23 protein-coding genes are annotated in these 21,477 nt (G+C 66.1%); 6 read left to right on the top strand and 17 right to left on the bottom strand.

All coding sequences use genetic code 11. The features are described from left to right. The first annotated feature begins 138 nt into the window (after positions 1–138). Complete coding sequence (locus ACT17R_RS03815) at positions 139–1,284, top strand: GGDEF domain-containing protein (RefSeq protein ID WP_234178556.1); 1,146 nt, start codon at positions 139–141, stop codon at positions 1,282–1,284. Between the two features lie 43 nt (positions 1,285–1,327). Next, positions 1,328–4,225 (top strand): M16 family metallopeptidase, encoded by a 2,898-nt coding sequence (locus ACT17R_RS03810; protein ID WP_444809012.1) that lies wholly within the window; start codon positions 1,328–1,330, stop codon positions 4,223–4,225. A gap of 42 nt (positions 4,226–4,267) precedes the next feature. On the opposite strand, the gene ACT17R_RS03805 is transcribed toward ACT17R_RS03810, so the two are convergent. Further along, on the bottom strand, positions 4,268–5,197 hold the full coding sequence (locus tag ACT17R_RS03805; RefSeq protein ID WP_186402629.1) for an isopenicillin N synthase family dioxygenase: 930 nt from the start codon (positions 5,195–5,197) through the stop codon (positions 4,268–4,270). Positions 5,198–5,350: 153 nt separating this feature from the next. Between ACT17R_RS03805 and ACT17R_RS03800 the strand changes: the two genes are divergently transcribed. Continuing rightward, the gene (locus ACT17R_RS03800; RefSeq protein ID WP_003040303.1) at positions 5,351–5,776 is read left to right on the top strand and encodes an EVE domain-containing protein; all 426 of its coding nucleotides are present in this window, start codon (positions 5,351–5,353) and stop codon (positions 5,774–5,776) included. Here the strand turns inward: ACT17R_RS03800 and ACT17R_RS03795 are convergent. The 7 genes from ACT17R_RS03795 to ACT17R_RS03765 form a co-directional block, all read right to left on the bottom strand. Next, the gene (locus ACT17R_RS03795) at positions 5,773–6,096 is read right to left on the bottom strand and encodes a PilZ domain-containing protein (protein WP_062900621.1); all 324 of its coding nucleotides are present in this window, start codon (positions 6,094–6,096) and stop codon (positions 5,773–5,775) included. The two genes, ACT17R_RS03800 and ACT17R_RS03795, sit on opposite strands and share 4 nt — an antisense overlap. 88 nt (positions 6,097–6,184) lie before the next feature. Next, positions 6,185–6,772 (bottom strand): SOS response-associated peptidase family protein, encoded by a 588-nt coding sequence (locus ACT17R_RS03790; protein WP_062900620.1) that lies wholly within the window; start codon positions 6,770–6,772, stop codon positions 6,185–6,187. Positions 6,773–6,784: 12 nt separating this feature from the next. Further along, positions 6,785–7,186, bottom strand: a complete 402-nt coding sequence (gene arfB / locus ACT17R_RS03785; RefSeq protein ID WP_003040293.1) for an alternative ribosome rescue aminoacyl-tRNA hydrolase ArfB — start codon at positions 7,184–7,186, stop codon at positions 6,785–6,787. Next, positions 7,179–7,862 (bottom strand): RluA family pseudouridine synthase, encoded by a 684-nt coding sequence (locus ACT17R_RS03780; protein WP_062900619.1) that lies wholly within the window; start codon positions 7,860–7,862, stop codon positions 7,179–7,181. Before ACT17R_RS03780 ends, arfB begins: the two co-directional genes overlap by 8 nt. Positions 7,863–7,869: 7 nt before the next feature. Further along, positions 7,870–8,694 carry a DODA-type extradiol aromatic ring-opening family dioxygenase gene (locus tag ACT17R_RS03775; protein WP_062900618.1) on the bottom strand — a complete coding sequence of 275 codons (825 nt, stop codon included), beginning with the start codon at positions 8,692–8,694 and terminating at the stop codon, positions 7,870–7,872. A 5-nt stretch (positions 8,695–8,699) separates the two neighbouring features. Further along, positions 8,700–9,302, bottom strand: a complete 603-nt coding sequence (wrbA, locus tag ACT17R_RS03770; protein WP_058812593.1) for an NAD(P)H:quinone oxidoreductase — start codon at positions 9,300–9,302, stop codon at positions 8,700–8,702. An 87-nt stretch (positions 9,303–9,389) separates the two neighbouring features. Continuing rightward, positions 9,390–10,088, bottom strand: a complete 699-nt coding sequence (locus ACT17R_RS03765; protein WP_062900616.1) for a pirin family protein — start codon at positions 10,086–10,088, stop codon at positions 9,390–9,392. A 124-nt stretch (positions 10,089–10,212) separates the two neighbouring features. Here ACT17R_RS03765 and ACT17R_RS03760 point away from each other — a divergent pair, with 124 nt between their 5' ends. After that, entirely contained in the window at positions 10,213–11,139 is a 927-nt protein-coding gene (locus ACT17R_RS03760; RefSeq protein WP_003040280.1) for a LysR family transcriptional regulator, read from the top strand. Positions 11,140–11,275: 136 nt separating this feature from the next. Continuing rightward, complete coding sequence (ctrA, locus tag ACT17R_RS03755) at positions 11,276–11,983, top strand: response regulator transcription factor CtrA (RefSeq protein WP_003040277.1); 708 nt, start codon at positions 11,276–11,278, stop codon at positions 11,981–11,983. Positions 11,984–12,071: 88 nt separating this feature from the next. Here the strand turns inward: ctrA and ACT17R_RS03750 are convergent, their stop codons facing one another. The 7 genes from ACT17R_RS03750 to ACT17R_RS03720 form a co-directional block, all read right to left on the bottom strand. Continuing rightward, on the bottom strand, positions 12,072–12,509 hold the full coding sequence (locus ACT17R_RS03750) for a PilZ domain-containing protein (protein ID WP_062900615.1): 438 nt from the start codon (positions 12,507–12,509) through the stop codon (positions 12,072–12,074). Between the two features lie 327 nt (positions 12,510–12,836). Continuing rightward, positions 12,837–13,376, bottom strand: coding sequence for a hypothetical protein (locus ACT17R_RS03745; RefSeq protein ID WP_062900614.1), 540 nt, complete (start codon positions 13,374–13,376; stop codon positions 12,837–12,839). A gap of 200 nt (positions 13,377–13,576) precedes the next feature. After that, positions 13,577–14,128 (bottom strand): hypothetical protein, encoded by a 552-nt coding sequence (locus tag ACT17R_RS03740; protein ID WP_062900613.1) that lies wholly within the window; start codon positions 14,126–14,128, stop codon positions 13,577–13,579. Positions 14,129–14,306: 178 nt separating this feature from the next. Beyond that, a complete protein-coding gene (locus ACT17R_RS03735; protein WP_062900612.1) occupies positions 14,307–15,149 on the bottom strand; it encodes a glycine zipper domain-containing protein in 843 nt (280 codons plus the stop codon). Positions 15,150–15,275: 126 nt separating this feature from the next. Then, positions 15,276–15,827: a GAF domain-containing protein gene (locus tag ACT17R_RS03730; protein ID WP_260834065.1), complete on the bottom strand. Its 552-nt coding sequence runs from the start codon at positions 15,825–15,827 to the stop codon at positions 15,276–15,278. Further along, a complete protein-coding gene (locus tag ACT17R_RS03725; protein ID WP_260834066.1) occupies positions 15,824–17,977 on the bottom strand; it encodes a prolyl oligopeptidase family serine peptidase in 2,154 nt (717 codons plus the stop codon). Before ACT17R_RS03725 ends, ACT17R_RS03730 begins: the two co-directional genes overlap by 4 nt. Positions 17,978–18,139: 162 nt before the next feature. Further along, positions 18,140–19,306 (bottom strand): CaiB/BaiF CoA transferase family protein, encoded by a 1,167-nt coding sequence (locus tag ACT17R_RS03720; RefSeq protein WP_444809011.1) that lies wholly within the window; start codon positions 19,304–19,306, stop codon positions 18,140–18,142. A 137-nt stretch (positions 19,307–19,443) separates the two neighbouring features. Between ACT17R_RS03720 and ACT17R_RS03715 the strand changes: the two genes are divergently transcribed. Then, the gene (locus ACT17R_RS03715) at positions 19,444–20,352 is read left to right on the top strand and encodes a hydroxymethylglutaryl-CoA lyase (RefSeq protein ID WP_186402634.1); all 909 of its coding nucleotides are present in this window, start codon (positions 19,444–19,446) and stop codon (positions 20,350–20,352) included. A 4-nt stretch (positions 20,353–20,356) separates the two neighbouring features. Here ACT17R_RS03715 and ACT17R_RS03710 read toward each other — a convergent pair whose 3' ends face one another. After that, entirely contained in the window at positions 20,357–20,809 is a 453-nt protein-coding gene (locus ACT17R_RS03710) for an ion channel (protein ID WP_186402635.1), read from the bottom strand. 46 nt (positions 20,810–20,855) lie between these two features. Continuing rightward, complete coding sequence (locus ACT17R_RS03705) at positions 20,856–21,476, bottom strand: class I SAM-dependent methyltransferase (protein ID WP_444809010.1); 621 nt, start codon at positions 21,474–21,476, stop codon at positions 20,856–20,858. Position 21,477 lies beyond the last annotated feature (1 nt).

Genomic DNA, 21,477 nt, shown 5'->3' with positions numbered 1-21,477 from the left:
ATGAACGCGGCGCGAGGGATCGCAGAACATGGTTAATTTTTGGCATGCCGCAGGGAGGGGGCGGCCCGGTTAGGGCGATGAAAAACAATCCTTCCTTTGTTTAACGCATGCTTTACTCCCGCTTGATACCCAGCCGGAATGACGGGGGTTATAGCATGGATGCGGCGGCGCTTTTTTCCGCCATTGCCGGAGGATATCCGGGACGATGTCGCGATTCTGCGCGCCAATCGTATCGAGACGCTGACCCCGATGCTTTTTCTGATGCTCGCGGCGACGACGCCGACCGCCATCTATGGCGGCATGCCGAGCGTCCATCCGATCATCCGGATCGGCTTTCCGGTCGTTCTGGCGGCGGTGTGCCTGCTCGGCTTCGCTGCGCAGATGCATTATCGTGGCCGGCGCATGAGCCCGCGGCGCGCGCGGCGGGTGATCGTCGAGGCAGCGTGGGTGTCGGGCACGATGGGCGCGATGTGCAGCAGCTGGACGGTGGTCAACTGGCTCGCCGCGCCGCCCGAAAATCACAGCTATTATGCGATGATCATGGCGATGGGGTCGCTGGCGACCGCCTATTGCCTGTCATCGACGCGCTTTGCAGCGCTGCTCAATCTGGGCATCGGGATGGTGCCGATCGCCTATCTGATGCTGACCTCCGGCCACGCGCCCGAGATTGCGGCGGGCACCAGCCTGGTCGTCGCGACGATGTTCCTGGTGCGCATGATCCTTCAGCAGCATGGCCAGCTTGTCGACCTGCTGGAATTGCAGCGGCAGATGCGCGATCTGGCGCATAGCGACGCGCTGACCGGGCTGCCCAACCGGCGTGCGTTCGACCTGAGGCTGGAGGAAGAAATCGCGCGCGCGGCGGATGGCGAGATATTCGCGATCGCGCTGCTCGATCTCGACGGCTTCAAGCCGGTGAACGACCGGCACGGCCATGCCGCCGGCGATCAATTGCTGTGCGAAGTCGCGGCGCGGCTGCGCCGGGCGTGCGGCGATCATGCGCTGGTCGCGCGGCAGGGGGGTGACGAATTCGCCATTCTGGTGCCGCGCCGTTCACCGCTGCTTGCCACCGCGCTTGCCGATCATCTGCTCGCCGCGCTCGTCGCGCCCTACCGCATCGGCGGCCAGCCATTGCGCGTCGGCGCGAGCGTCGGCGTCGCCAACTGGCCCGGCGACGGTGGCAGCGCGCGCCGGCTTTTCGACACCGCCGACCGCGCCCTCTATGCAGCAAAGGCGGCTGGTCGACCCGACATGTCGCCGGTCGAAAGCATCGGCATCGCAAGCTGATGCGGGCTTGACCGCCCCATATGGGGCGGTCAGACCGGTCGCCATGAAGCGGACCATTTTCTGGCGCATCTCGACCGCGCTCTCGCCCCTTGCCCTTATCGCCGTCAGCATATCGCCGGTTCTCGCGAAACCCGCCGCCGCCCCCGCCGCAGCGCAGGTCGTTCCGGTCAATCCGCAGACCGCCGCGGCCAAGGCCTGGAATTTCGCGGCCAGCGATGTGCTCGTCGATTCAAATATCGTCTTCGGCGTTCTTCCCAACGGGATGAAATATGCGCTGTTGAAGAACAGCACCCCGAAGGACAGCGTCGTCCTGCGCATGCGTTTCGACGTCGGCAGCTTTGCCGAAGCCGAGGATCAGCGCGGGCTGGCGCATTTCATCGAGCATATGGCGTTCAACGGCTCGACCCATGTGCCCGAGGGTGAGATGATCAAGCTGCTCGAAAGGAAGGGGCTGGCCTTCGGGGCCGATACCAACGCCTCGACCGGCTTCGATCAGACGGTCTACCAGCTCGATCTGCCCAACGCGTCGGACGATCTGATCGACACCGGGCTGATGCTGATGCGGGAAACCGCGAGCGAACTGACGATCGACCCCGCCGCGGTCGACCGCGAACGCGGTGTCATCCTGTCGGAGCGCCGCGCGCGGGATACCTATCAGCTGCGCAACATCGTCGATCAGCTCGGTTTCCAGATGAAGGGGATGACGGTCGCGAACCGGATGCCGATCGGTACCGAAGAGGTGATCCGTACCGCCCCCGCATCGCGCCTGCGCGACCTTTACGATCGCTATTACCGGCCCGAACGGGCGACGCTGGTGATGGTCGGCGATTTCGATCCCGCCGCGGTCGAGGCGAAGATCAAGGCGCGCTTCGCCGATTGGCAGGGCCGCGGACCGGCTGGTGCCGATCCCGACATCGGCACGCTCGATTTCAAGCGCCCCGCCGCCGCCGAATCTTTCGTCGATCCGGCGATCCAGGATTCGGTGACGATCGCCAGCTTCAAACCCTGGGTGCAGCAAGCCGACACCAAGGCGAAGCGCGCGCGCAAGCTAGCCGAAGATATCGGCGAAGCGATCCTGAGCCGCCGGCTAGCCAAGATTGCGCTCGACGAGAATTCTCCGATCCTCGCGGGCTATTTCAGTGAAGCCGACGGGTGGAAGGTCTTCGATCAGGTTACGGTCGGGGCGATCGCCAAGGAAGGGGCGTGGACGGAGGCACTCGGCCTGATCGAGCGCGAGCTGCGCCGCGCCGTCCAGTTCGGCTTCACCCAGGCCGAGGTCAACGAACAGATCGCCAATCGGCGCACCGCGCTCAAGAATGCCGTCGCCGGCGTGACGACCCGGCGGAGCGACGCGCTCGCCGATGTGCTGGTCGACGCGTCCGACGGCGATTATGTCGTCGTGCGTCCCGAAACCTCGCAGGCGCTGTTCGATGCCGTCGCGCCGCAGCTGTCGGCCGATGCGGTGAGTGCGGCCTTCCGCAATCGGATGGAGGGCTTCAGCCCGCCGCTCGCGCGCGTCACTGCCAAGACGCCCGTCGAGGGCGGCGACAAGGCGATCCTTGCCGCGCTCGACACGGCGCGCGCGGTCGCGGTGACGCCCCCGGCGCAGGCACGGAGCGCGGCCTTTGCCTATGACAATTTCGGCACGCCCGGCACGGTCGTCAGCGATGATCGCATCGACGACCTCGGCATCCGGCGCATCCGCTTCGCCAACAATGTGATGCTCAACATCAAGAAGACCGATTTCCAGAAGGACAAGGTCTATCTGTCGGTGCGCGTCGACGGGGGGACGCTGCTCGCGACGCGCGACGACCCGACCAAGGTCGCGCTTGCGGGATCGATCAGCCTCGGCGGGCTCGAGGCGCATAGCCTCGACGATCTGCGCACCATTTTTGCGGGCAAGACGGTCAGCCCCAGCTTCGGCGTCGATACCGATGCCTTTGGGGGCAAAGCGGTCACCTCGCCCGACGATTTCGCGGCGCAGGCCGAACTGATGGCGGCTTATCTGACGCACCCCGGCTACCGCGCCGACGGGCTCGCGCTGATCCGTCGCTATCTGCCGCAGCAATATGCCGCCAACGATGCGACGCCGGGCGCGGTGATGGCGCGCGACAGCGGCGGCATCCTTGCCAACGGTGACCCGCGCGAGGAAACGCCGCCGCTTGCGACGATGATGGCACTCGACTGGAGCAAATTGAAAGCGGCGGTCGCCGACAGTTTCGATCATGGCGCGATCGAGATCGGCGTCGTCGGCGATATCGACGAACAGGCGGCGATTGATGCGATCGCGGCAACCTTCGGCGCTCTGCCCGAACGCCGCGCGGCGTTCGATCCGCACAGCGACGCGCGCAAGCGCGACTATCCGGTCGACCACAGCGAGCGCACGCTGATCCACAAGGGGCCGGCCGACCAGGCCGAACTGCGCGTCTATTGGCCGGCGCGCGACGACAGCGACCTGACCGAGGCGATGCGCCTCAACCTGCTGTCGCGCGTGATGCAGCTCATGCTCACCGACGAACTGCGCGAAAAGCTGGGCGAAACCTACAGCCCGTCGGCGGGAGCCAGCCTGTCGGACGAATATCCGGGCTATGGCTGGCTCGTCGCCGCAAGCAATGTCGACTACAAGGATCTGGCGACGACGCGCGCCGCGATCTTCGCGATCGCCAAGGAATTGCGCGACAAACCCGTCGATGCCGACACGCTCGACCGCGCGCGCAAGCCGCTGGTCGAGGCGATGACCAAGGCGCGGCGCGAAAATGCCTATTGGCTGGCCTATGTCGCCGAGGCGACGAGCCGCGCCGACCGGCTCGACCGCAGCCGCAACGGCATCGCGGCAGTCGAGGCTGCGACGCCGGCCGAGCTTGAAGCGCTCGCCAAGCGCTATCTTGTCGACGACAAGGCGCTGGTGATCCGGGCGATCAGCGACAAGGCCGGAAAATAGCGGGACGCGCGGCCGGCCCGACGGGGCGGCCGCGGCCCGGTTCTATTTCTTGAGCCCGATTTCGCGGAGCCGTTCCTGCAGATATTCGTCGGCGGTGATCGGCGTCGGATACAGGTTCGGATGCTCGGCATCGATGCAATTATCCAGCGTCACGATCGGATAGTCCGAACGGAAGTGCAGGAAGAAGGGCATCGAATAGCGCGCAACGCTGGCGCGGCCGGAGTCGGGATTGCGCACGCGGTGCGTGGTCGAGGGCAGGCGGTTGTTGGTCAGCCGTTGCAACATGTCGCCGACATTGACCGCCATAGCGCCCGCAGGCGGCGATACCGGAAGCCAACTCCCATCCTTGTCGAGGATTTCGAGGCCCGCTTCTTCGGCACCGAGCAGCAGGGTAATCGTATTGATATCTTCGTGCGCCTCGGCGCGGATGCCCTTCGCCGGGCCTTCGACGGGCGGGTAATGCAGCAGGCGCATCACGCTGTTGCCGTCCTTCACCGTGTCGTCGAAGAAATCGGGTGCGAGGCCAAGGTAGCGCGCGATCCCGGAGAGCAGCTTGCCGCCGATGCGGTCGAATTCGGCGAACAGCCGGTCATAGGTTTCGCGAAAGCCCGCGACTTCGGCCGGCCAGACATTGTTCGGCTGTTGCGCGGCGAGCGGGTGGCCGGCGGGGAGGTCGCGGCCCACGTGCCAGAATTCCTTGAGGTCGACTTCCTTCGCACCCTTCGCGATTTCGGTGCCGAAAGGGGTGTAGCCGCGCGCGCCGCCGCCGCCCGCGATATGATAGGCCCGCTTCACCGCCTCGGGCAGCGCGAAAAATTCCTTCGCCTTCGCCCAGGCATCGTCGATCAGCGCCGGGTCGATGCCGTGGTCGGTAATCATCGCGAACCCGAAGCGTTCGAACGATCCGCCGAAATCCTGGGCGAAGCGATCGTCGGGCAGCGACATGGAAATAACGGGAACGGCTGCGGTCATAAGGGGTGTGTCCATTTGTTGGTGCTGTGGCGCGCCATGCCGGTCCCGCCGGGGCGCGTCTTTGACATGAATCAGGATTTAGGCGGGTCGGCGCGGTTGCGAAAGAGGAAAAGGATGCTTTCGCGTCGGCGCGCGCTGGGCTAGGCCCGCGCCATGGGCAAGCAATATTGGCTGATGAAATCCGAACCCGACGTCTATGGCTGGGACGACCTGGTCAAGGACGGCACGGGGATGTGGGACGGCGTGCGCAACCACAGCGCCAAGCTGAACATGATGGCGATGAAGGTCGGCGACGAGGCGCTGTTCTATCACAGCAATATCGGCAAGGAATGCGTGGGGATCATGCGCATTACCGAGGAAAGCGCGCCCGATCCGACCGCCGAGGAAGGATCGCCGTGGGTCATCGTGCGCGTCGCGCCCGTGCGCCCGCTCGCGCATCCGGTGACGCTGGCGGCGATCAAGGCCGACCCCAAGCTTGCCGACATGGACCTTATCCGCCTGTCGCGCCTGTCGGTCGGGCGCGTGACGCCCGACGAGTGGAAGCATATATTGGAAAAGTCGGAGAAGCCGGAAGCTTAGCGCAGTTTCGACTGCATGTGCGCCGCCACCGAGGGGTGGAGCGGGTAGACGAATTCGCAGCCGAAGCTGTTGCCGTCGGCGCGCCGGATCACCGCTTCGAGCGGCTGCAGGCCCGGCAGGTTGACCCATATCTGCTTGCCGATCTGCGGCCGCGAAAAGGTGATCATGCGAAAGCCCGTCGACGACAGGTCGAACAGTTCGACGTCGAATGGGTTGAAGCCCGCTTCGCGATAGCGCGCGCGCCCGCGGACGGTGGCGCGTTCGGCGCGGCGCGCTTGCGGCGAAAGCTCTTCGGTGTCGGTCGTGCAGGCGTTGGCCACTGTATTCAATCCCACTGGTCGGATTATCGATTCGCATTTTTAGCGCCGCGCTGGTGAACGCAAAGTCGACGGAATTGGTGAAAATCGCCTATACCATGGGGTCTTCGGCCAGCGTCATCTCCTGCCCCGGAAAGGGACGGACGAGGCTGGCCGCGTCGCGCCAGTCGGCGGTCAGCCAGCGCGCATAATCGCCGGGGCGGAGGATGACCGGCATCGCTTGCGCGCCGTGATGGCTAAGCAGGCGGTTCGGTTCGACGGTCAGGATCGCGAAGCTCGGCCAATCCTCGCCCTGGCGATGGATGCCGGCAAAGGCGAAGACCGGCTGGTCGGCGGGCGCGGCCCACAGCTGTTGCCGCGCGCCGGCCGTCCCCGACCACAGGGCGAAACGGGTCGCGGGGATCAGGCAGCGCAGTTCGGGATGACGCAGCGTGCCGATCCAGAAGGGGCTCGAAAGGTTGCGCACCGTCGTCACCGGCTGGTCGCCGCGCGGCGGCGGCGGGACGCCCCACAGCTTGGGGCGCAGCCACGGGCGGCTCTGCGCGCTTCCGTCGCCGACGACCACCGGCGCCGGGCGTCCGGGGGTGACATAGCCGCGGGCCCAGGGATCGCGCCCTGAATCGGCACCGATCGCCTGCGCGGCGATTTCGGCGGTCACGTCGAGGCGATAGAGGTGCATGCGCGCCCGGCCCTAGTCGGTCGATCGCACGCGTCCGCGCATCGATTTGACCGCGCTGCGCGCCTTTTTGCCGTCGACGCGGCGCGCCCTGGCCGCCTTGCTCGGCTTTGTCTTGATCCGCTTTTCAGGCCGGACCAGCGCCGCATCGACGAGCTCGTTCAGCCGCGCGCGCGCATCGGCGCGGTTGGCTTCCTGGGTGCGATAGCTGCGCGCGAGAATCACGAGTTCTCCCGCCGCCGTCATCCGGCTTCCCGCGAGCGTCTTGAGCCGGCGGTAGGCGTCGGGCGGGAGGCCGAGAGCGAACACATCGACGCGAAGCTGGCACGCGGTCGCGACCTTGTTGACATTCTGGCCGCCCGGCCCGGTGCCGGCGAGGAATTTTTCCGAAATCGCGGCTTCGGGAATGTCAGCCACGGGTCGGGGCGGCGCCTTCGGGTGGCGAAAAGCCGAGCGCGGCGAAGCGCGCGGGGAAGGGGGCTTCGGCAATTATTGACGGCTTGACGTCACGTTTTACCACCAACCGCTCGGCGTGGAGCAGGGTGCGGTCCTTGCCGCGGCCGTTGCCGTACACGGGATCGCCGGCGATCGGCAGACCCAGCCCCTCGAGCGCATGGACGCGAAGCTGATGGGTGCGGCCGGTTTCGGGACGGAAACGCAGCAGCGCCCGCCCGTCGACGACGGCAAGCTTTTCCCAGTGCGATACCGATGGCTTGCCATTCGGATCGACAACCATGCGCCAGCCGGTCTCCGCGGTCGACGTCTTCGCGAGGGGCAGGTCGATGGTGCCGCCATCGCCATCAGGCACGCCGTCGATGATCGCGAGATATTGTTTTTCGACCTCGCGCCCCTCGAAAGCGCGGGTGAAACGGCCGTGCGCCTTGGGATTGCGCGCGAGCAGCAGGCAACCCGAGGTGTCACGGTCGAGCCGGTGAACGGCGAGCGGCCAGCGCTTGAAGCCAAAGCGCAGGCCGTCGAGATGGTTTTCGAGGCTGAGGCTGCCGTCGCGCGGCGGATCGACGGGCAGGCCTTCGGGCTTGTCGACGACAAGCGCCTCGCCATCGAGGAAGAGAATATGGTCGGAAAGAAGCATCTCCCGCCTATAGGCGGGCCGCCCCTTCGCCGAAAGCGTAAACGTCCATCGCCAGCAGGCCATAGGTCGTGCTGGCATGGAGCCGTGCGGCGTGCAGGCCGTCCGCTGCCGTACCCGCACCCATCGCGACGAACAAGGGCAGGATATGATCCATCGTCGGATGGTTGTCGCGGCCATGCGGCGCGCGTTCTACAGCGTGCAGCACCTCGTCGACGGCGTCCGCCGCCATATGTCCGGCCACCCAGTCGGTGAAGCCGGTGACCCATGCGGGCGCGGGTGCGTCGATCGGCAGGCGCGCCGAAAAAAGTGCGCGAAGATTGTGCGTGATGCTGCCCGAACCGATCAGCAATACGCCCTCATCGCGAAGCGGCGCGAGTGCACGGCCCAGCGCATAATGCCATTCGGGCGGCGCATGCGAGGCGATCGAAAGCTGGACCACCGGAATATCGGCCTTGGGATAGACCAGCGACAGGGGCACCCAGGCCCCATGATCGAGCCCGCGGTCGGGATCGGCGGCGACGGCGAGGCGATGAGCGGCGAGCAGGTCCACGACCCGCTGCGCAAGCGCCGGATCGCCCGGTGCGGGATAGCGCATGTCGAACAGCGCTTGGGGGAAATTGCCGAAATCATGGATCGTCGGCGGCGCGGGCGAGGCGGTGACCGTCGCCTGGCCGCCCTCGAACCGTGCATCGTGATGCGCCGAGACGACTAGGATCGCGCGCGGCCGCGGCAAGCGGGCGCCCAGCCCGGCGAGGAAGTCCCGCGCCGGGCTGGGCTCGAGCGCCATCATCGGCGAGCCGTGGGAGAGGAAGAGGCTCGGCAGACGGCGCATCGGGGTCAGGCCGCGAGCTTCGCCGCGGTTTTCGCGACGCGTTCGCCCAGATAGCGGGCACCGCCGAGATCGGCTTCGCTCGGCTGGCGCGATCCGTCGCCATCGGCGAGCGTCGTCGCACCATAGGGGGCACCGCCCTTGACTTCATCGACGCCCATCTGCCCGGCATAACCATAGTCCAGTCCGACGATCGTCATGCCGAAGTGGAGGAGGTTGGTCAGGATGCTGAACAGCGTGGTTTCCTGTCCGCCATGCTGCGACGCGGTCGAGGTGAAGGCCGCGCCGACCTTGCCGGTAAGCAGACCCTGCGCCCAGACGCCGCCGGCGGTGTCCCAGAAGCTCGCCATCTGGCTGGCCATGCGGCCGAAGCGGGTCGGCGAACCGACGACGATCGCGTCATAGTCGGCAAGCTGCTTGGGATCACCGAGCAGCGGATGCGCGGTGTCGGTCTTGAAGCCGGCGGCCTTCACCACCGCCTCGGGCGCGGTTTCGGCGACGCGGCGAATATCGACCTCGGCGCCCGCGGCGCGCGCGCCTTCGGCGACGGCGTCGGCCATCTGCTCGATATGTCCATAGCTCGAATAATAGAGCACCAAAATCTTTGCCATCTTCGGTTTCCTTTCAGTCGGGAGGGGAAGGGGTGGGCCGCCGCCGCAAGGGAGGGGGATGGCAGGCGGCGGCCCGAGGGGGTGGGATCAGAGGCTGTCGACCAGCACCAGTTCGGCATCGTCGAGCGCTTCGACCTCGATCGTTCCGACATCGCGGATCGCGATGCCGTCGCGCGGATCGGCATCCTGTCCGTTGATGCGGATTCGGCCCTTGGCGGCGACCAGATAGGCGTTGCGGCCAGCGCCCAGATCATAGGCGACGCGGCTACCCGCGGTCACGGTCGCGGCCGCGACCCGGGCATCGGCGCGGATCGGCAGCGCGTCGTCGTCACCCTCGATCCCGCTGGCCAACGTCACGAAGCGTCCCGAACGGTCGGCCTGCGGAAATTCGCGCTGGCCCCAGCCGGGATTGCCGCCATCGCGATCGGGGATGATCCAGATCTGGAACAGCGTGGTTTCCTCGTCCTCGAGGTTGAATTCGCTGTGCGTCACCCCGGTGCCGGCGCTCATCACCTGGACATCGCCGGCCGCGGTGCGGCCGCTGTTGCCCATGCTGTCGCGGTGGCTGATCGCACCGGTGCGGACATAGGTGATGATTTCCATATCGCGGTGCGGGTGCGGCGGGAAGCCGGCCTGCGCCGCGATGGCATCGTCGTTCCAGACGCGCAGCGCACCCCAGCCCATGCGGTCGGGATCGTGATAGCCGGCGAAGGAAAAATGGTGGCGGGCGTCGAGCCAGCCGTGATTGGCGTGGCCCAGCGTGTCGAACTTGCGAATGTCGATCATCGGGCATCTCCTTTCTGGCCGCCATCCCGGACATCGGGGGCGGCGTGTTGAGGCCAAGATAGGCGATGCATTTGTTTCTGAAATAGCGTAGATCGAAACCTATCGTTTCCAATTGGAGGATGTTGTGGCGCTTCCCGATTATGAAGGCTGGGCCTGCTTCGTGGCGGTGGCCGACAGTGGCGGCTTCACCGCCGCGGCGAGCGCGCTCGGCCTGTCGAAGGCCAGCGTGTCGAAGGCGGTCAGCCGGCTCGAAGCATCGCTCGGGATCACCTTGCTCCATCGCAGTTCGCGGTCGGTGACCGTGTCGACGGCGGGCGCCGGGCTGCTCGAAGAGGCGCGGGCAATGGTCGCCGCCGCGACCGCCGCGACCGAGGCGGCGCATGGCGACCGCTTCGACCTCGCAGGGCCGATCCGACTCGCGGCGCCGATGAGTTTCGGGATCAAGGTGCTCGGCGCGCCGCTCGCGGCCTTCATGGCCGAGCATCCGGCGGTCGAGATCGAACTGACGCTCAGCGATGCGCGCCACGATCTGATCGCCGAAGGTTTCGATCTCGCGCTGCGCGTCGCCAGCCTCGACGACAGCAGCCTGCTCGCGCGCACTATCGCGCCGATCCCGACGTCGGTGATCGCCAGCCCGGCCTATCTCGATCGTCACGGCACGCCGCGCCACCCGCTCGAACTCGCGGGGCATCGGCTCGCCGGCTACGGCCACCGCGAAAAGGCGCGGCCGCTGCGTTTCCACCGCGAAGGCGAGGAAGCGACGATCGTTCCGGCAGGCCCGCTGTTCACGAACAATGGCGATGTGATCGTGCCGATGCTGGTCGCGGGGGGCGGCATCGCGGTGCTGCCGCACTTCATCATCGACGCCGAACTGCGCGCCGGCAGGCTCGTTCCGATCCTGACCGACTGGTCGCTGCCGCAGGCCTATCTGCACCTGTTGTCGCCGCCGTCGCGCCTCCGCCCGGCGCGGGTGCGGGCCTTGTCCGACTATCTCGCCGATACGCTGAAACGCAGCTGCGCGGGCCGCGACTCGTGGATTTCTGCGGGTTAAATCAAAATTAACCTTTTCCCTTCACAAGTTTCATGGTTAATGTTCCGCCAGCCCTGCAACGGGGGCGTTGGTGGCACTGCGAGGGAGCCGCGGACGGGTTGCGGGTCCATCGTGGGAAACAGTCAAGGGGTGCCTAATGCGCGTACTGCTGATCGAGGACGAGCCGACGACCGCGAAGGCGATCGACACGATGCTCACGACCGAAGGCTTCAACGTCTATACCACCGATCTGGGTGAGGAAGGCTTGGACCTTGGCAAACTCTATGATTACGACATCATTCTGCTCGACCTGAATCTGCCCGACATGCACGGCTATGACGTGCTGAAAAAGCTCCGTACCGCAAAGGTGCAGACGCCGGTGCTGATCCTTTCGGGCATTTCGGAAATGGATTCCAAGGTGCGCTCGTTCGGCTTCGGCGCCGACGATTATGTCACCAAGCCCTTTCATCGCGACGAGCTGGTCGCGCGCATCCACGCCGTCGTCCGCCGCTCGAAGGGCCATAGCCAGAGCGTCATCAAGACGGGCAAGCTGGCGGTCAATCTCGACACCAAGACGGTCGAAGTCGATGGCGTCCGCGTCCATCTGACCGGCAAGGAATATCAGATGCTGGAGCTGCTTTCGCTCCGCAAAGGCACGACGCTGACCAAGGAAATGTTCCTGAACCACCTTTATGGCGGCATGGACGAGCCCGAATTGAAGATTATCGACGTCTTCATCTGCAAGCTGCGCAAGAAGCTCGCGCTCGCGTGCGGCGGCGAAAATTATATCGAGACGGTCTGGGGTCGCGGCTATGTGCTGCGCGATATCGACGAAGAAGGGAATGAAGTGCGCCGGGTCGCCTGACGCGCTTTACCGACGAAAATCAATCAACGGGGGACCCGGCGCGGAGCGATCTGCGCCGGTTTTCCTTTGTGGCGCGGCGATGCGCGGGTCAGATCTTCGGTTTGCCGTAATGACCCGGCAGCGACGAAACCTGCCGCAGTCCCGGGCGCCAGGTCGACATCTGCGTCGGCGCCATGATCTGGAATTCGGCCTTGCTGTCGGCGGCGACGAGCTGATCGGCGTGCGCCGCGCGCAGCCGTGCCGGCTCGATCGTCCGTTCGGTCTGCAGGCCGAAGCGTTTGTCGCTGACCCAGCGGACCACGCCCTCCATCGGCTGATGACCCGGAAGATAGACGGTCAGCCGCTCGCCAACCTGCAGCACATGCGGCGACTGCCCGCCAACGCCGGTTTCGGAAATATTGCGCAGGGTCACATCGAAGCGCCCGAGGCGGTCGCACGCAAGCGACGCCTTCACCAGTCGCGACTGGCGCGGTTGGCGCTTTTCGGCTGAAGCCGTTGAGGCGGTATCGGCCTCGAAATTCGGCATGGGCGACCCAATAAGCTTCTGCCGCCTGTCACCCACGTCAGGCGGTTATTGTGGTCCCATCTCCGCGCATAACGAAAGAAGGTAAATTTTCGTATAGCGTCTTTTCGGATTTCGCGACTTTTGCGACGGACCGAGTGCGGGCGCCACCGATATGCTTCGGACACGAAGCATCTGAATTGACGCGGGAATATTCTGGCGACCTGCCGAGCGTGGGCCGGGCCGCTCGCCTCCGGCCCACCGCCGCGTTAACCGCGCCCGGCAACGCTCTTGTGCAAGGCGGCCCGCCGCACGCCGAGGCGCGGGCGGGCCGGGAGAAGGGGCTCCGCGTTACCGCAGACCCGAATAATCGACGTCGACGACGCGGCCATACCGCACGTCGCAGCTGAACTTGCCGCGATCATAGGAACCGCCGCGGCCCCAGCGTCCGCGCCAGCCTTCGTTGACGACGACGCGGCCCTTGACGCGATAGCCGTCGCGCTTGCGATCGATGCTCGTGACCTGCGTCACGTCGGTGCGGCCATAGCGGCTGGTGCCGCGCTCGACGGCACGGACGCACTGGCCGACCGCTGCGCGACTGTTGCCATAGCGGCCATAATCATAACCATAGCCGTATCGCGGATCATTGTACCGGTCGCGATAGCGACGATCGTTGCGGTCATAGCGGTCGTAACGATCGTTATCGGCCGACAGGATGGCGGCGAGGCCGCCGAGGACGACGGCGCCGGCGATGATTTCGCCCGCACCGATCCCGTCGCGGTCGCGGTGATCGTACCGGTCGCGCGCGAGCGCGGGGGTGGCGCTCAACATCGCGCCGGCGGTGGCCGCCCCGATTGCGGCCTTGGTCCAGTTCATGGGCTTCTTCGCCATGGTTCGGTCTCCTATTCTGCAGGCGGCACCCGTGCTGCCTGCGATGCCCCTTGATAGCGAAGGCGCCGTGACGCGGTGCTGAACCCGGCGCTTATCTGCGGTTCAGCCTTGGTTCGGCGTGGGTTCAGCTTGACGGAGGCGGGCAGAGAAAAGCCCTCCGCCATCGCTGGCGAAGGGCCGAAAATCCAATGGCAATGGGGTCAGTTGATGCTGACGTCGACCACGCGCCCGCCGCGATAGCTGCACCCGAAACTGTGCAGCTCGCCGCCCGGGCGCGATATGTTTCCGGTGACGTACCAGCCGTCGCCGCCGTTCGCGGGCCGCGTGTCGGTGATGCTTTCGACGCGGGCATCGTCGCCCATTTCGCCCTCGGCCGCCCAGCCGCAGGCATCGGCCGCGCGCTGCTCGATCTCTCCGCCGCGATAGGCGTCGCCGGTGCCATATCCGTCCGGACCGCGATCGTCGCGGCGCTGATAATCGGGGGCGTCCTGCGCGCGATCGTCGCGATAGGGCGGGTCGTAACGAAAGTCGCGGTTGCGCGTCTCGCGACTTTGCTTGCTCGCCGCGCTGGCAACCGCCGCGATCGTGCCCAGGATCAGGATACCGCCGATGATCTCGCCGGCGCCGATCCCGTCGTCGTGGCGATTGTGCCAGCCGCCGTGGCGTCCGCGTGCTTCGGCGGGGGTCGCGCTGAGCCCGACCGTCGTAACCAGAACCGCCGCCGCTGCGGTGAAGCCGGTCATCTTGCGCATTTCAGTCACTCCAGAACGCGGACAGGGGCGTCCGCCGTCGCCCGATGATCTAGGCGCACCATGCTTTCACGCCGCTGAACCGTGGCGAAAGGGCGGCGAAAGGAAAGGCCCGCCGTTCCTCGACGGATCGGCGGGCCTCACTAAGCCAAGTCTGGCGACCAGACCAGTTCAGGGCACGTCAGCAGACGCAGCGCGGCTTGGCTTTGGGTTTCGGTTTCCGCTTGGCCACATAGCGTTTCCGCACCGGCACATTTTCATAATAGGTCTTGGTCGTGGTCACGACGCGTTCGGTGACGACCGGCGGGCCGTTGATGATCGTCGTGACGACGACGCCCGGCGTGTAATAGCCATAACCATAGCCGTAACTATAGGCATAGCCGCCCGGATAGCCGGGATGGCCGGGATAATAGCCGCCATGGGCACCGCCGCGCCGCGCCCACCATTCGTCGCACTTTTTCTTGTCCGCCTCGCTGCCGACCGCTGCGCCGGCGAGCGCCCCGACGCCGCCGCCGATCAGCGTGCCGGCGGTACGGTCGCCATGACCGGCAACGCGATTGCCGACGACACCGCCGACGATCCCGCCCACGACCGCACCGGTCGCCGCGCCGCCATGGCCGCAACGACGGCCCATTTCCATGTCCTCGCGCGGATCGAAACCGCCTTGATAATAGGGCGGCGGCGGATAGTCGGCGCCGGTGCGCCCCTCGACGCTGCCTTCATAGCTGCCCTCGTAACGGCGGCCGTCGCGATCTTCGTAGGTGCCGTTCCACGTACCCGTCCAGCGGCCTTCGGACTGGTAGCCGTCGATGTGGCGATATTCGACTTCGCTCGGCATCCGGTCGGGATAGCCGGTGTAGACGCGCACATCGGGCGCGGAAGGCGCCTCATAGTCGAGCCGCGGGGCCGCTTCGTCGGTGGTCGTGACGACGGTGGTCTGGGTCTTGGTGACCTCGGCGCTGGTCGCATGGCCGGCCAGCAGCAACGATGCGGCGGCAGCCCCCAACAACAAAACGGTGCGCATGCTAAACTCCCTGTTCCAGCGGAATCGCCCGTGGGGGCAATGGCTTGGTTAACAGTCTGTTAGCAAAATCGGCGCTTTTCCGCGAATCCGTTAACCGTGCGGATCGCGTCCCATTTTGACGCAGCTTTAACCCGCGAGCGCGGCGGCGATGCGGACGATCAGCGCTTCGGCGCCCGCCTGATCGTCGGCCGTGAAGCGCGCGGGCGAGGGGCTGTCGAGGTCGAGCACGCCGATCAGGCGGCCTTCGGCGACGATCGGCACCACCAGCTCGCTGCGGCTGGCCGCATCGCAGGCGATATGCCCGGGAAAGGCGTGGACATCCTCGACCCGCTGCGTCTTGCGCAGCCGCGCCGCGGCGCCGCACACCCCCTTGTCGAGCGGGATGCGGATGCACGCCGCCTTGCCCTGGAACGGGCCGAGCACCAGTTCGGTGCCGTCGAAGCGGTAGAAGCCCGCCCAATTGAGATCGGGAACAGCCTGCCAGATCAGCGCCGCGACATTGGCCATATTGGCGATCGCATCGGGCTCACCCGCGACGAGACCGGCGGCGGCGTCGGCCGCCTCCGCCCACAGCGCGGCAGGATCGGTGGCGGTGAAGGAGAGGGCGTAGGACAAGGCGATGGCTTTCGGCTGGTGGGCGGCGGCGAACGCTATCGTCCGCCGCCGCCGCGCGATCATTCAACGTCGAGGCCGGTCCATTTGGCAGCGAAGGCATATTTGTCCGCCGCCTCGGCGATGATCTTGTCTGTCGGCTTGCCCGAGCCATGGCCGGCGCGCGTCTCGATGCGGATCAGGTGCGGCTTGGAGCCGATATCCTCGTGCTGCAGCTCGGCGGTATATTTGAAGCTGTGACCCGGTACGACGCGATCGTCGGTGTCGGCGGTCGTCACCAGGATCGCCGGATAGGTGCGGCCGCCCTTGATATTATGATAGGGCGAATAGCTCAGCAGATTGCGGAAATCGGCCTCTTTCGACGGATAGCCATAATCGTCGGTCCAGTAGCGGCCCGCGGTGAAGCGATCGAAGCGCAGCATGTCCATCACGCCCACAGCGGGCAGCGCGGCCGCGAACAGGTCGGGGCGCTGGTTGGTGACGGCGCCGACCAGCAGGCCGCCGTTCGACCCGCCCTCGATCGCCAGTTCGCCCTGGCCGGTGATTTCTTCGGCAATCAGATATTCGCCGGCCGCGATGAAATCGTCGAAGACATTCTGCTTGTTGGCGAGCCGACCGGCGTCGTGCCACGCCTTGCCATATTCGCCGCCGCCGCGCAGGTTCGCGATCGCGACGACCCCGCCCTTGTCGGCCCAGGCGAGCCGCGTGGGCGAAAAGCCGGGGGTCAGCGACACGTTGAAACCGCCATAGCCATAGAGCAAAGTCGGCGATCCCTTCGACCGGTCGAGCCCCTTTTTCATCACCAGAAACATCGGCACCTTGGTGCCGTCCTTCGACGTGTAGAAACGCTGTTCGACCGTGAAATCCTTGGGATCGAAGGTCAGTTTCGGCGCCTCGAAAATCTCACTCTTCCCGCTTACCGTATCAAGGCGATAGATGGTCGTGGGCTGCGCAAAGCTGGAGAAGGCGTAGAAGGTTTCAGGATCACCGGGCTTGCCGCCGAAACCGCTCGCGGTGCCGATCTCGCCGAGATTGATGTTCGCCACCGGCTTGCCGTCGAGCGCGACCATCCGGGCCTCCGACTTGGCATCGCCGAGGTAGGACAGGATGATGCGGTCGCCGACGCGCGACGCGCCGACCAGCGTCCCCTCCTGTTCGCCGACGATCTGGGTGAGCGCCGCGGGCTTGCGAATGTCGAGCGAAACAAGGCGCTGACGCGGCGCATCCTTGTTGGTGAGGAAGGTGAAGCGCGTGCCCTGGTTGGTCACATATTCCCAATTGTTCGCATAATCGTCGACCAGCGTGATCGCCTTGCCGCCCTTCACCGGATGCAGTGTCAGGCCGAAGCGTTCGTCGGTCCCTTTGGACGAAACGACGAGGACATATTGGCCATCATCGGTGACGAGCGCGCCGTGATTGAGTTCGGGCTGGTCGGGCGTCGCATGGATCAGCACGTCGGCGCTCTGCGGCGTGCCGAGCTTGTGGAAATAGACCGCGTGATTTTCGTTGAGCGACTGAAAGGCCTCGCCTTCCTTGGGTTCGGGGAAGCGCGAATAGTAAAAGCCGCTGCCGTCCTTCGCCCAATCGAGCGACGAGAATTTGACCCAGCGGATCTCGTCGGCGGTATCCTTGCCCGTCGCGACGTCCATCACGCGCACGATACGCCAGTCGGTGCCGCCATCCTGCACGGAATAGAGCAGATATTTGCCGTCTTCAGACGGCGTCCATTCGGCGAGCGCGGTCGCGCCGTCCCTGGCCCATGCATTGGGATCGATCAGCACGCGGCCTTCGCCGGTCAGGCCCTCGCGCACCGTCAGCACCGATTGCGGCTGCAACCCGTCGTTGCGCGTGTAGAAATAGCGCGACCCCGCCTTGCGCGGCAGGCCGAAGCGCTCGTAATTGTAAAGCTCGGTCATTCGCGCCTTGAACGCATCGCGGCCGGGCAGCGTCGCCAGATAGGCGTCGGTCACCTTGTTTTGCTCGGCGACCCAGGCTGCGACCTTCGGATTGACGCGAACATCGTCTTCCAGCCAGCGATAGGGGTCGGCGACATCGACGCCGAATTGCGGTTCGACGGTGTCGCCGCGCTCGGTCGCCGGATAGGCCAGCGCGGGCGCAGACGCCGCCGCCGCGGCATCTTCGGCCGCCTGTGCCGCCGCTGGCGTCATGAACAGGGCGACCAGCGCGAGCGGCGCGCGAAATTTGCTACGGGGCATGGCAAGGCGATCCTCATTGTTCGGGTAATAATCGTGCGCGCCACTGTAAGCATCGCTTTTTGACGGGCAAGGGGATTTGCAAGGAAGATCGCGGCGCGGCCATGACACCAGCATTCGGGGCGTAAAGGCGCCCGCGCGTCTCTTCTGCTGCCCGTTCCGACCCTAGGCCGGGCGGCCGAGCCACCGCTCGAGAACGTCGGCACTGTCCTGACCGACAGTGAGCGGGGCGGGGCGCCGCACGCTGCCCGGCGTGTCCGACAATTTGGGGAAGACACCCTGCATCGTCACCTCGCCCAATTCGGCGTCGGGAACGGTGACGAGCGCCTCGCGCGCCGCGAAATGGGGGTCGGCGAGCATATCCTCGGCATCATAGACGCGGCCGGCGGGGACGCTCGCCTCGATCATCTTCGCCTCCAGTTCGGCGATCGTCATCGTGCGCGTCCATTCGCCGATCAGCGCATCGAGTTCCTCCTGCCGCGCACCGCGCGCGCGGTGGGTCGCATAGCGCTCGTCGCTCGCAAGTTCGGGGCGGCCCATCGCCGCGGCAAGCCGCGCGAAAACGGCGTCCTGATTGGCGCCGATCAGATATTCGCCGTCCTTGCAGGGATAGACGTTCGACGGCGCGATGCCGGGCAGGGTCGACCCGGTGCGCCGCCGCTTGGTGCCGCTCGCCGAATAATCGGCGACGGTCGATTCCATCACCTGCAACACCGCCTCGTAAAGCGCCGAGTCGACGATCTGGCCCTCGCCGGTCTTGTTGCGGTGATGCAGCGCCGCGAGCGCGCCGAGGCAGCCATAGGTCGCGGCCAGGGTGTCGCCGATCGACACGCCCATGCGCGCGGGCGGCAGGTCGGGATAGCCGACGATACCACGCCAGCCGCCCATCGCTTCGCCGATGCCGCCGAATCCGGCGCGCGCCGAATAGGGGCCGGTCTGGCCATAGCCCGATACGCGCACGACGATCAGGCCCGGATTGGTCTTGCGCAGCTCTGCGGGGTCGAGGTTCCATTTTTCGAGCGTGCCGGGGCGAAAATTCTCGATCAATATGTCGGCTTTGGCGATGAGGTCGCGGGCGAGCTGCTGGCCTTCCGCACTGCGTAGGTCGACGGCGACCGAATATTTGTTGCGCGCGATGACGCGCCACCAGCTCGGCCGGTCGCCCTGGCCCCAATGGCGCATCTGGTCGCCCGTTTCGGGCGGCTCCAGCTTGACGATTTCGGCGCCCATGTCGCCGAGAAGCTGGCCGCAGAACGGGCCCGCGATCAATTGGCCCATTTCGACCACCCGAAGGCCGTCCAGCGCTCCCCCGCCGCTGTTGCTGTCTGTCATGTCGTTCCTTTCGCGGCTCCGATCCTCTAAGTCGCCCTAGCCGGCGACCCGTCGAACGCAGCCCATGGACTCTTTATACTTAGAATACTATGTAATTTTCAACCCCGCTTTAACAGCATTTGAACCGAGGCGCGAAAATGGCCATCAAAACCCGCATCGAAATGGTCGAAGTCGGACCGCGCGACGGGCTGCAGAATGAGAAGACCGTCGTTTCGACGGCCGACAAGGCCGAGCTGATCCGCCGCGCCATCGCCTATGGCGCGCGGCGGATAGAGGTGACGAGCTTCGTCAATCCCAGCCGCGTTCCGCAGCTGGCCGATGCCGAGCAGCTGGTCGCGATGCTGCCCGATCGCGACGATGTTATCTATATCGGGCTGGTGCTGAACCGTCGCGGCGCCAAGCGTGCGCTGGCGACGGGGCGGATCGACGAGCTGGGCGCGGTCTGCGTCACCAGCGACGCCTTCGGCATCCGCAACCAGGGGCAAAGCTCCGACGAATCGCTCGCGGCGGCGATCGAAATAGTCGAGCTCGCCCATGCCGCGGGACGGAGCGCACAGATCACCATCGCCACCGCCTTCGGCTGTCCTTTTGCGGGCGAGATTCCGATGGGGCGCGTCATCGACATGGCAAAGCGCGTCGCCGATGCGCAGCCGCGCGAGATTGCGCTCGCCGACACCATCGGCGTCGCGGTGCCTGCACAGGTCGCCGAAACGGTCGCGCGCGTGCGCGAAGCGGTTGGGCCGCTGCCGGTGCGCGTGCATTTTCACAACACGCGCGGGTCGGGGCTTGCCAATGTCTGGGCGGCGGTCGCCGCAGGGGCGACGATCGTCGATGCCTCGCTCGGCGGGCTCGGCGGCTGTCCCTTCGCGCCGGGCGCGGCGGGCAATGTGGCGACCGAGGATGTCGTCTATATGCTCGAACGCAGCGGCATCGCGACCGGTCTCGCGCTCTTGGACCTCGTCGAGGCGGCGGCATGGTTCACCGGGGTGATGGGGCGTCCGCTGCCCGCGATGGTCAGCAAGGCGCCCGCCTTTCCGGCGTCCTGAGCGCTCAGCGGGGATGGTCGGCGTCGAAATGGCGTTCGAGCAGTTTCATGCGATCGACGATCGAGAAGAAGAAGGCGGTCGACCAGCCGATCAGGATGATGCCGCTCGCCCCCTCGATCGCGCCCAGGATGCGGAGACCGGGCGGCAGGACGATATCGCCATATCCGATCGTCACATAGGTCGAGGTTGAAAAGTAGAGCGCATGCTCGAAATCGGCGAAGGCGCCGAGCCACTGGAACACCCCCGCCCATATCCATATCTCGACCGAGTGCAGTGCGAACAGACCGAAAGCGGCGACCAGAATCGCGGCACCGTTCAGCAGGACGATCAGGATACGGCGCTCGGCGCGGCGATAGCGGCGCAGGACCGCGAGCAGGATCGCCAGCCCCACAAGGTGCACGATGACCGTCGTCCCGACGACGAGCGTGGCGAGCATGAGCTGATGGATAAGCGTCATGCGCCTATTCACCCAGATTGCCTTCCGCGCGCAAGCGGCTTTGACCCTAGCGCACGGCCCGCGCGAGCAACCCCGTAATCGAAGGGGTGATTGCGACGCGCGCGATCGTGATGCGATTGTGCGCGAAGCCCGCGCCCATGAAGATGCGCTCCAGCGCCGCCTCGTCATAAAGCCGGTGCAAGCCGACGCGTGTGAAAGACCAGTCGCGCATCGTGTCGCGGTGCGTGACATAGGCGACCGCGCGGCCACCGGGCCGCAATATCCGGTGGAGAGGCGCAAGGTCGCGGCCGTCGGGATCGCAGAAATAAAGCATGTTAAGCAGCAGCGCGGCGTCGAACGAGGTCGGCGGAAAGGGCATCGCGGCAAGCTCGGCGCAGCGTATATCGGCGCCCTCTCCCAGCCGGGTCGCGGCCATCGCGGCCATGACGGGCGACGGGTCTATCCCCGCAGCGTCCACGTCGGCGCGGCGCCGCACCGCCGCAAGCGCGGCGCCGGTCCCGCACCCGATGTCGATGACGCGTTCGCCCGCGCGCGGCGCCAGCAGGTCGATCGCGAGCCGCGTCGGCCGGCGGTTCGCCAGATCCATTGCCCGGCCGAGCAGCCGCCCTGCGATACCGCGCGGGCGCGCGAGCTGTCCCGCGAAGGCGGCGGCCATGCGGGCTGCCATG

Source organism: Sphingopyxis sp. Q841 (assembly GCF_052384365.1).
Classification (GTDB): Bacteria; Pseudomonadota; Alphaproteobacteria; order Sphingomonadales; family Sphingomonadaceae; genus Sphingopyxis; species Sphingopyxis terrae_A.
The sequence above is the reverse complement of the archived record's forward strand: the minus strand, read 5'-3'. Positions and strand labels throughout refer to the sequence as shown.

Bases quoted from the DNA above. Each gene is read 5' to 3' on its own strand.
- ACT17R_RS03815 (WP_234178556.1), top strand. From the start codon at position 139: ATGACGGGGGTTATAGCATGGATGCGGCGGCGCTTTTTTCCGCCATTG.
- ACT17R_RS03810 (WP_444809012.1), top strand. From the start codon at position 1,328: ATGAAGCGGACCATTTTCTGGCGCATCTCGACCGCGCTCTCGCCCCTT.
- ACT17R_RS03805 (WP_186402629.1), bottom strand. From the start codon at position 5,197: ATGACCGCAGCCGTTCCCGTTATTTCCATGTCGCTGCCCGACGATCGC.
- ACT17R_RS03800 (WP_003040303.1), top strand. From the start codon at position 5,351: ATGGGCAAGCAATATTGGCTGATGAAATCCGAACCCGACGTCTATGGC.
- ACT17R_RS03790 (WP_062900620.1), bottom strand. From the start codon at position 6,772: ATGCACCTCTATCGCCTCGACGTGACCGCCGAAATCGCCGCGCAGGCG.
- ACT17R_RS03780 (WP_062900619.1), bottom strand. From the start codon at position 7,862: ATGCTTCTTTCCGACCATATTCTCTTCCTCGATGGCGAGGCGCTTGTC.
- ACT17R_RS03775 (WP_062900618.1), bottom strand. From the start codon at position 8,694: ATGCGCCGTCTGCCGAGCCTCTTCCTCTCCCACGGCTCGCCGATGATG.
- wrbA (WP_058812593.1), bottom strand. From the start codon at position 9,302: ATGGCAAAGATTTTGGTGCTCTATTATTCGAGCTATGGACATATCGAG.
- ACT17R_RS03765 (WP_062900616.1), bottom strand. From the start codon at position 10,088: ATGATCGACATTCGCAAGTTCGACACGCTGGGCCACGCCAATCACGGC.
- ctrA (WP_003040277.1), top strand. From the start codon at position 11,276: ATGCGCGTACTGCTGATCGAGGACGAGCCGACGACCGCGAAGGCGATC.
- ACT17R_RS03750 (WP_062900615.1), bottom strand. From the start codon at position 12,509: ATGCCGAATTTCGAGGCCGATACCGCCTCAACGGCTTCAGCCGAAAAG.
- ACT17R_RS03745 (WP_062900614.1), bottom strand. From the start codon at position 13,376: ATGGCGAAGAAGCCCATGAACTGGACCAAGGCCGCAATCGGGGCGGCC.
- ACT17R_RS03740 (WP_062900613.1), bottom strand. From the start codon at position 14,128: ATGCGCAAGATGACCGGCTTCACCGCAGCGGCGGCGGTTCTGGTTACG.
- ACT17R_RS03735 (WP_062900612.1), bottom strand. From the start codon at position 15,149: ATGCGCACCGTTTTGTTGTTGGGGGCTGCCGCCGCATCGTTGCTGCTG.
- ACT17R_RS03730 (WP_260834065.1), bottom strand. From the start codon at position 15,827: ATGATCGCGCGGCGGCGGCGGACGATAGCGTTCGCCGCCGCCCACCAG.
- ACT17R_RS03725 (WP_260834066.1), bottom strand. From the start codon at position 17,977: ATGCCCCGTAGCAAATTTCGCGCGCCGCTCGCGCTGGTCGCCCTGTTC.
- ACT17R_RS03720 (WP_444809011.1), bottom strand. From the start codon at position 19,306: ATGACAGACAGCAACAGCGGCGGGGGAGCGCTGGACGGCCTTCGGGTG.
- ACT17R_RS03715 (WP_186402634.1), top strand. From the start codon at position 19,444: ATGGCCATCAAAACCCGCATCGAAATGGTCGAAGTCGGACCGCGCGAC.
- ACT17R_RS03710 (WP_186402635.1), bottom strand. From the start codon at position 20,809: ATGACGCTTATCCATCAGCTCATGCTCGCCACGCTCGTCGTCGGGACG.
- ACT17R_RS03705 (WP_444809010.1), bottom strand. From the start codon at position 21,476: ATGGCAGCCCGCATGGCCGCCGCCTTCGCGGGACAGCTCGCGCGCCCG.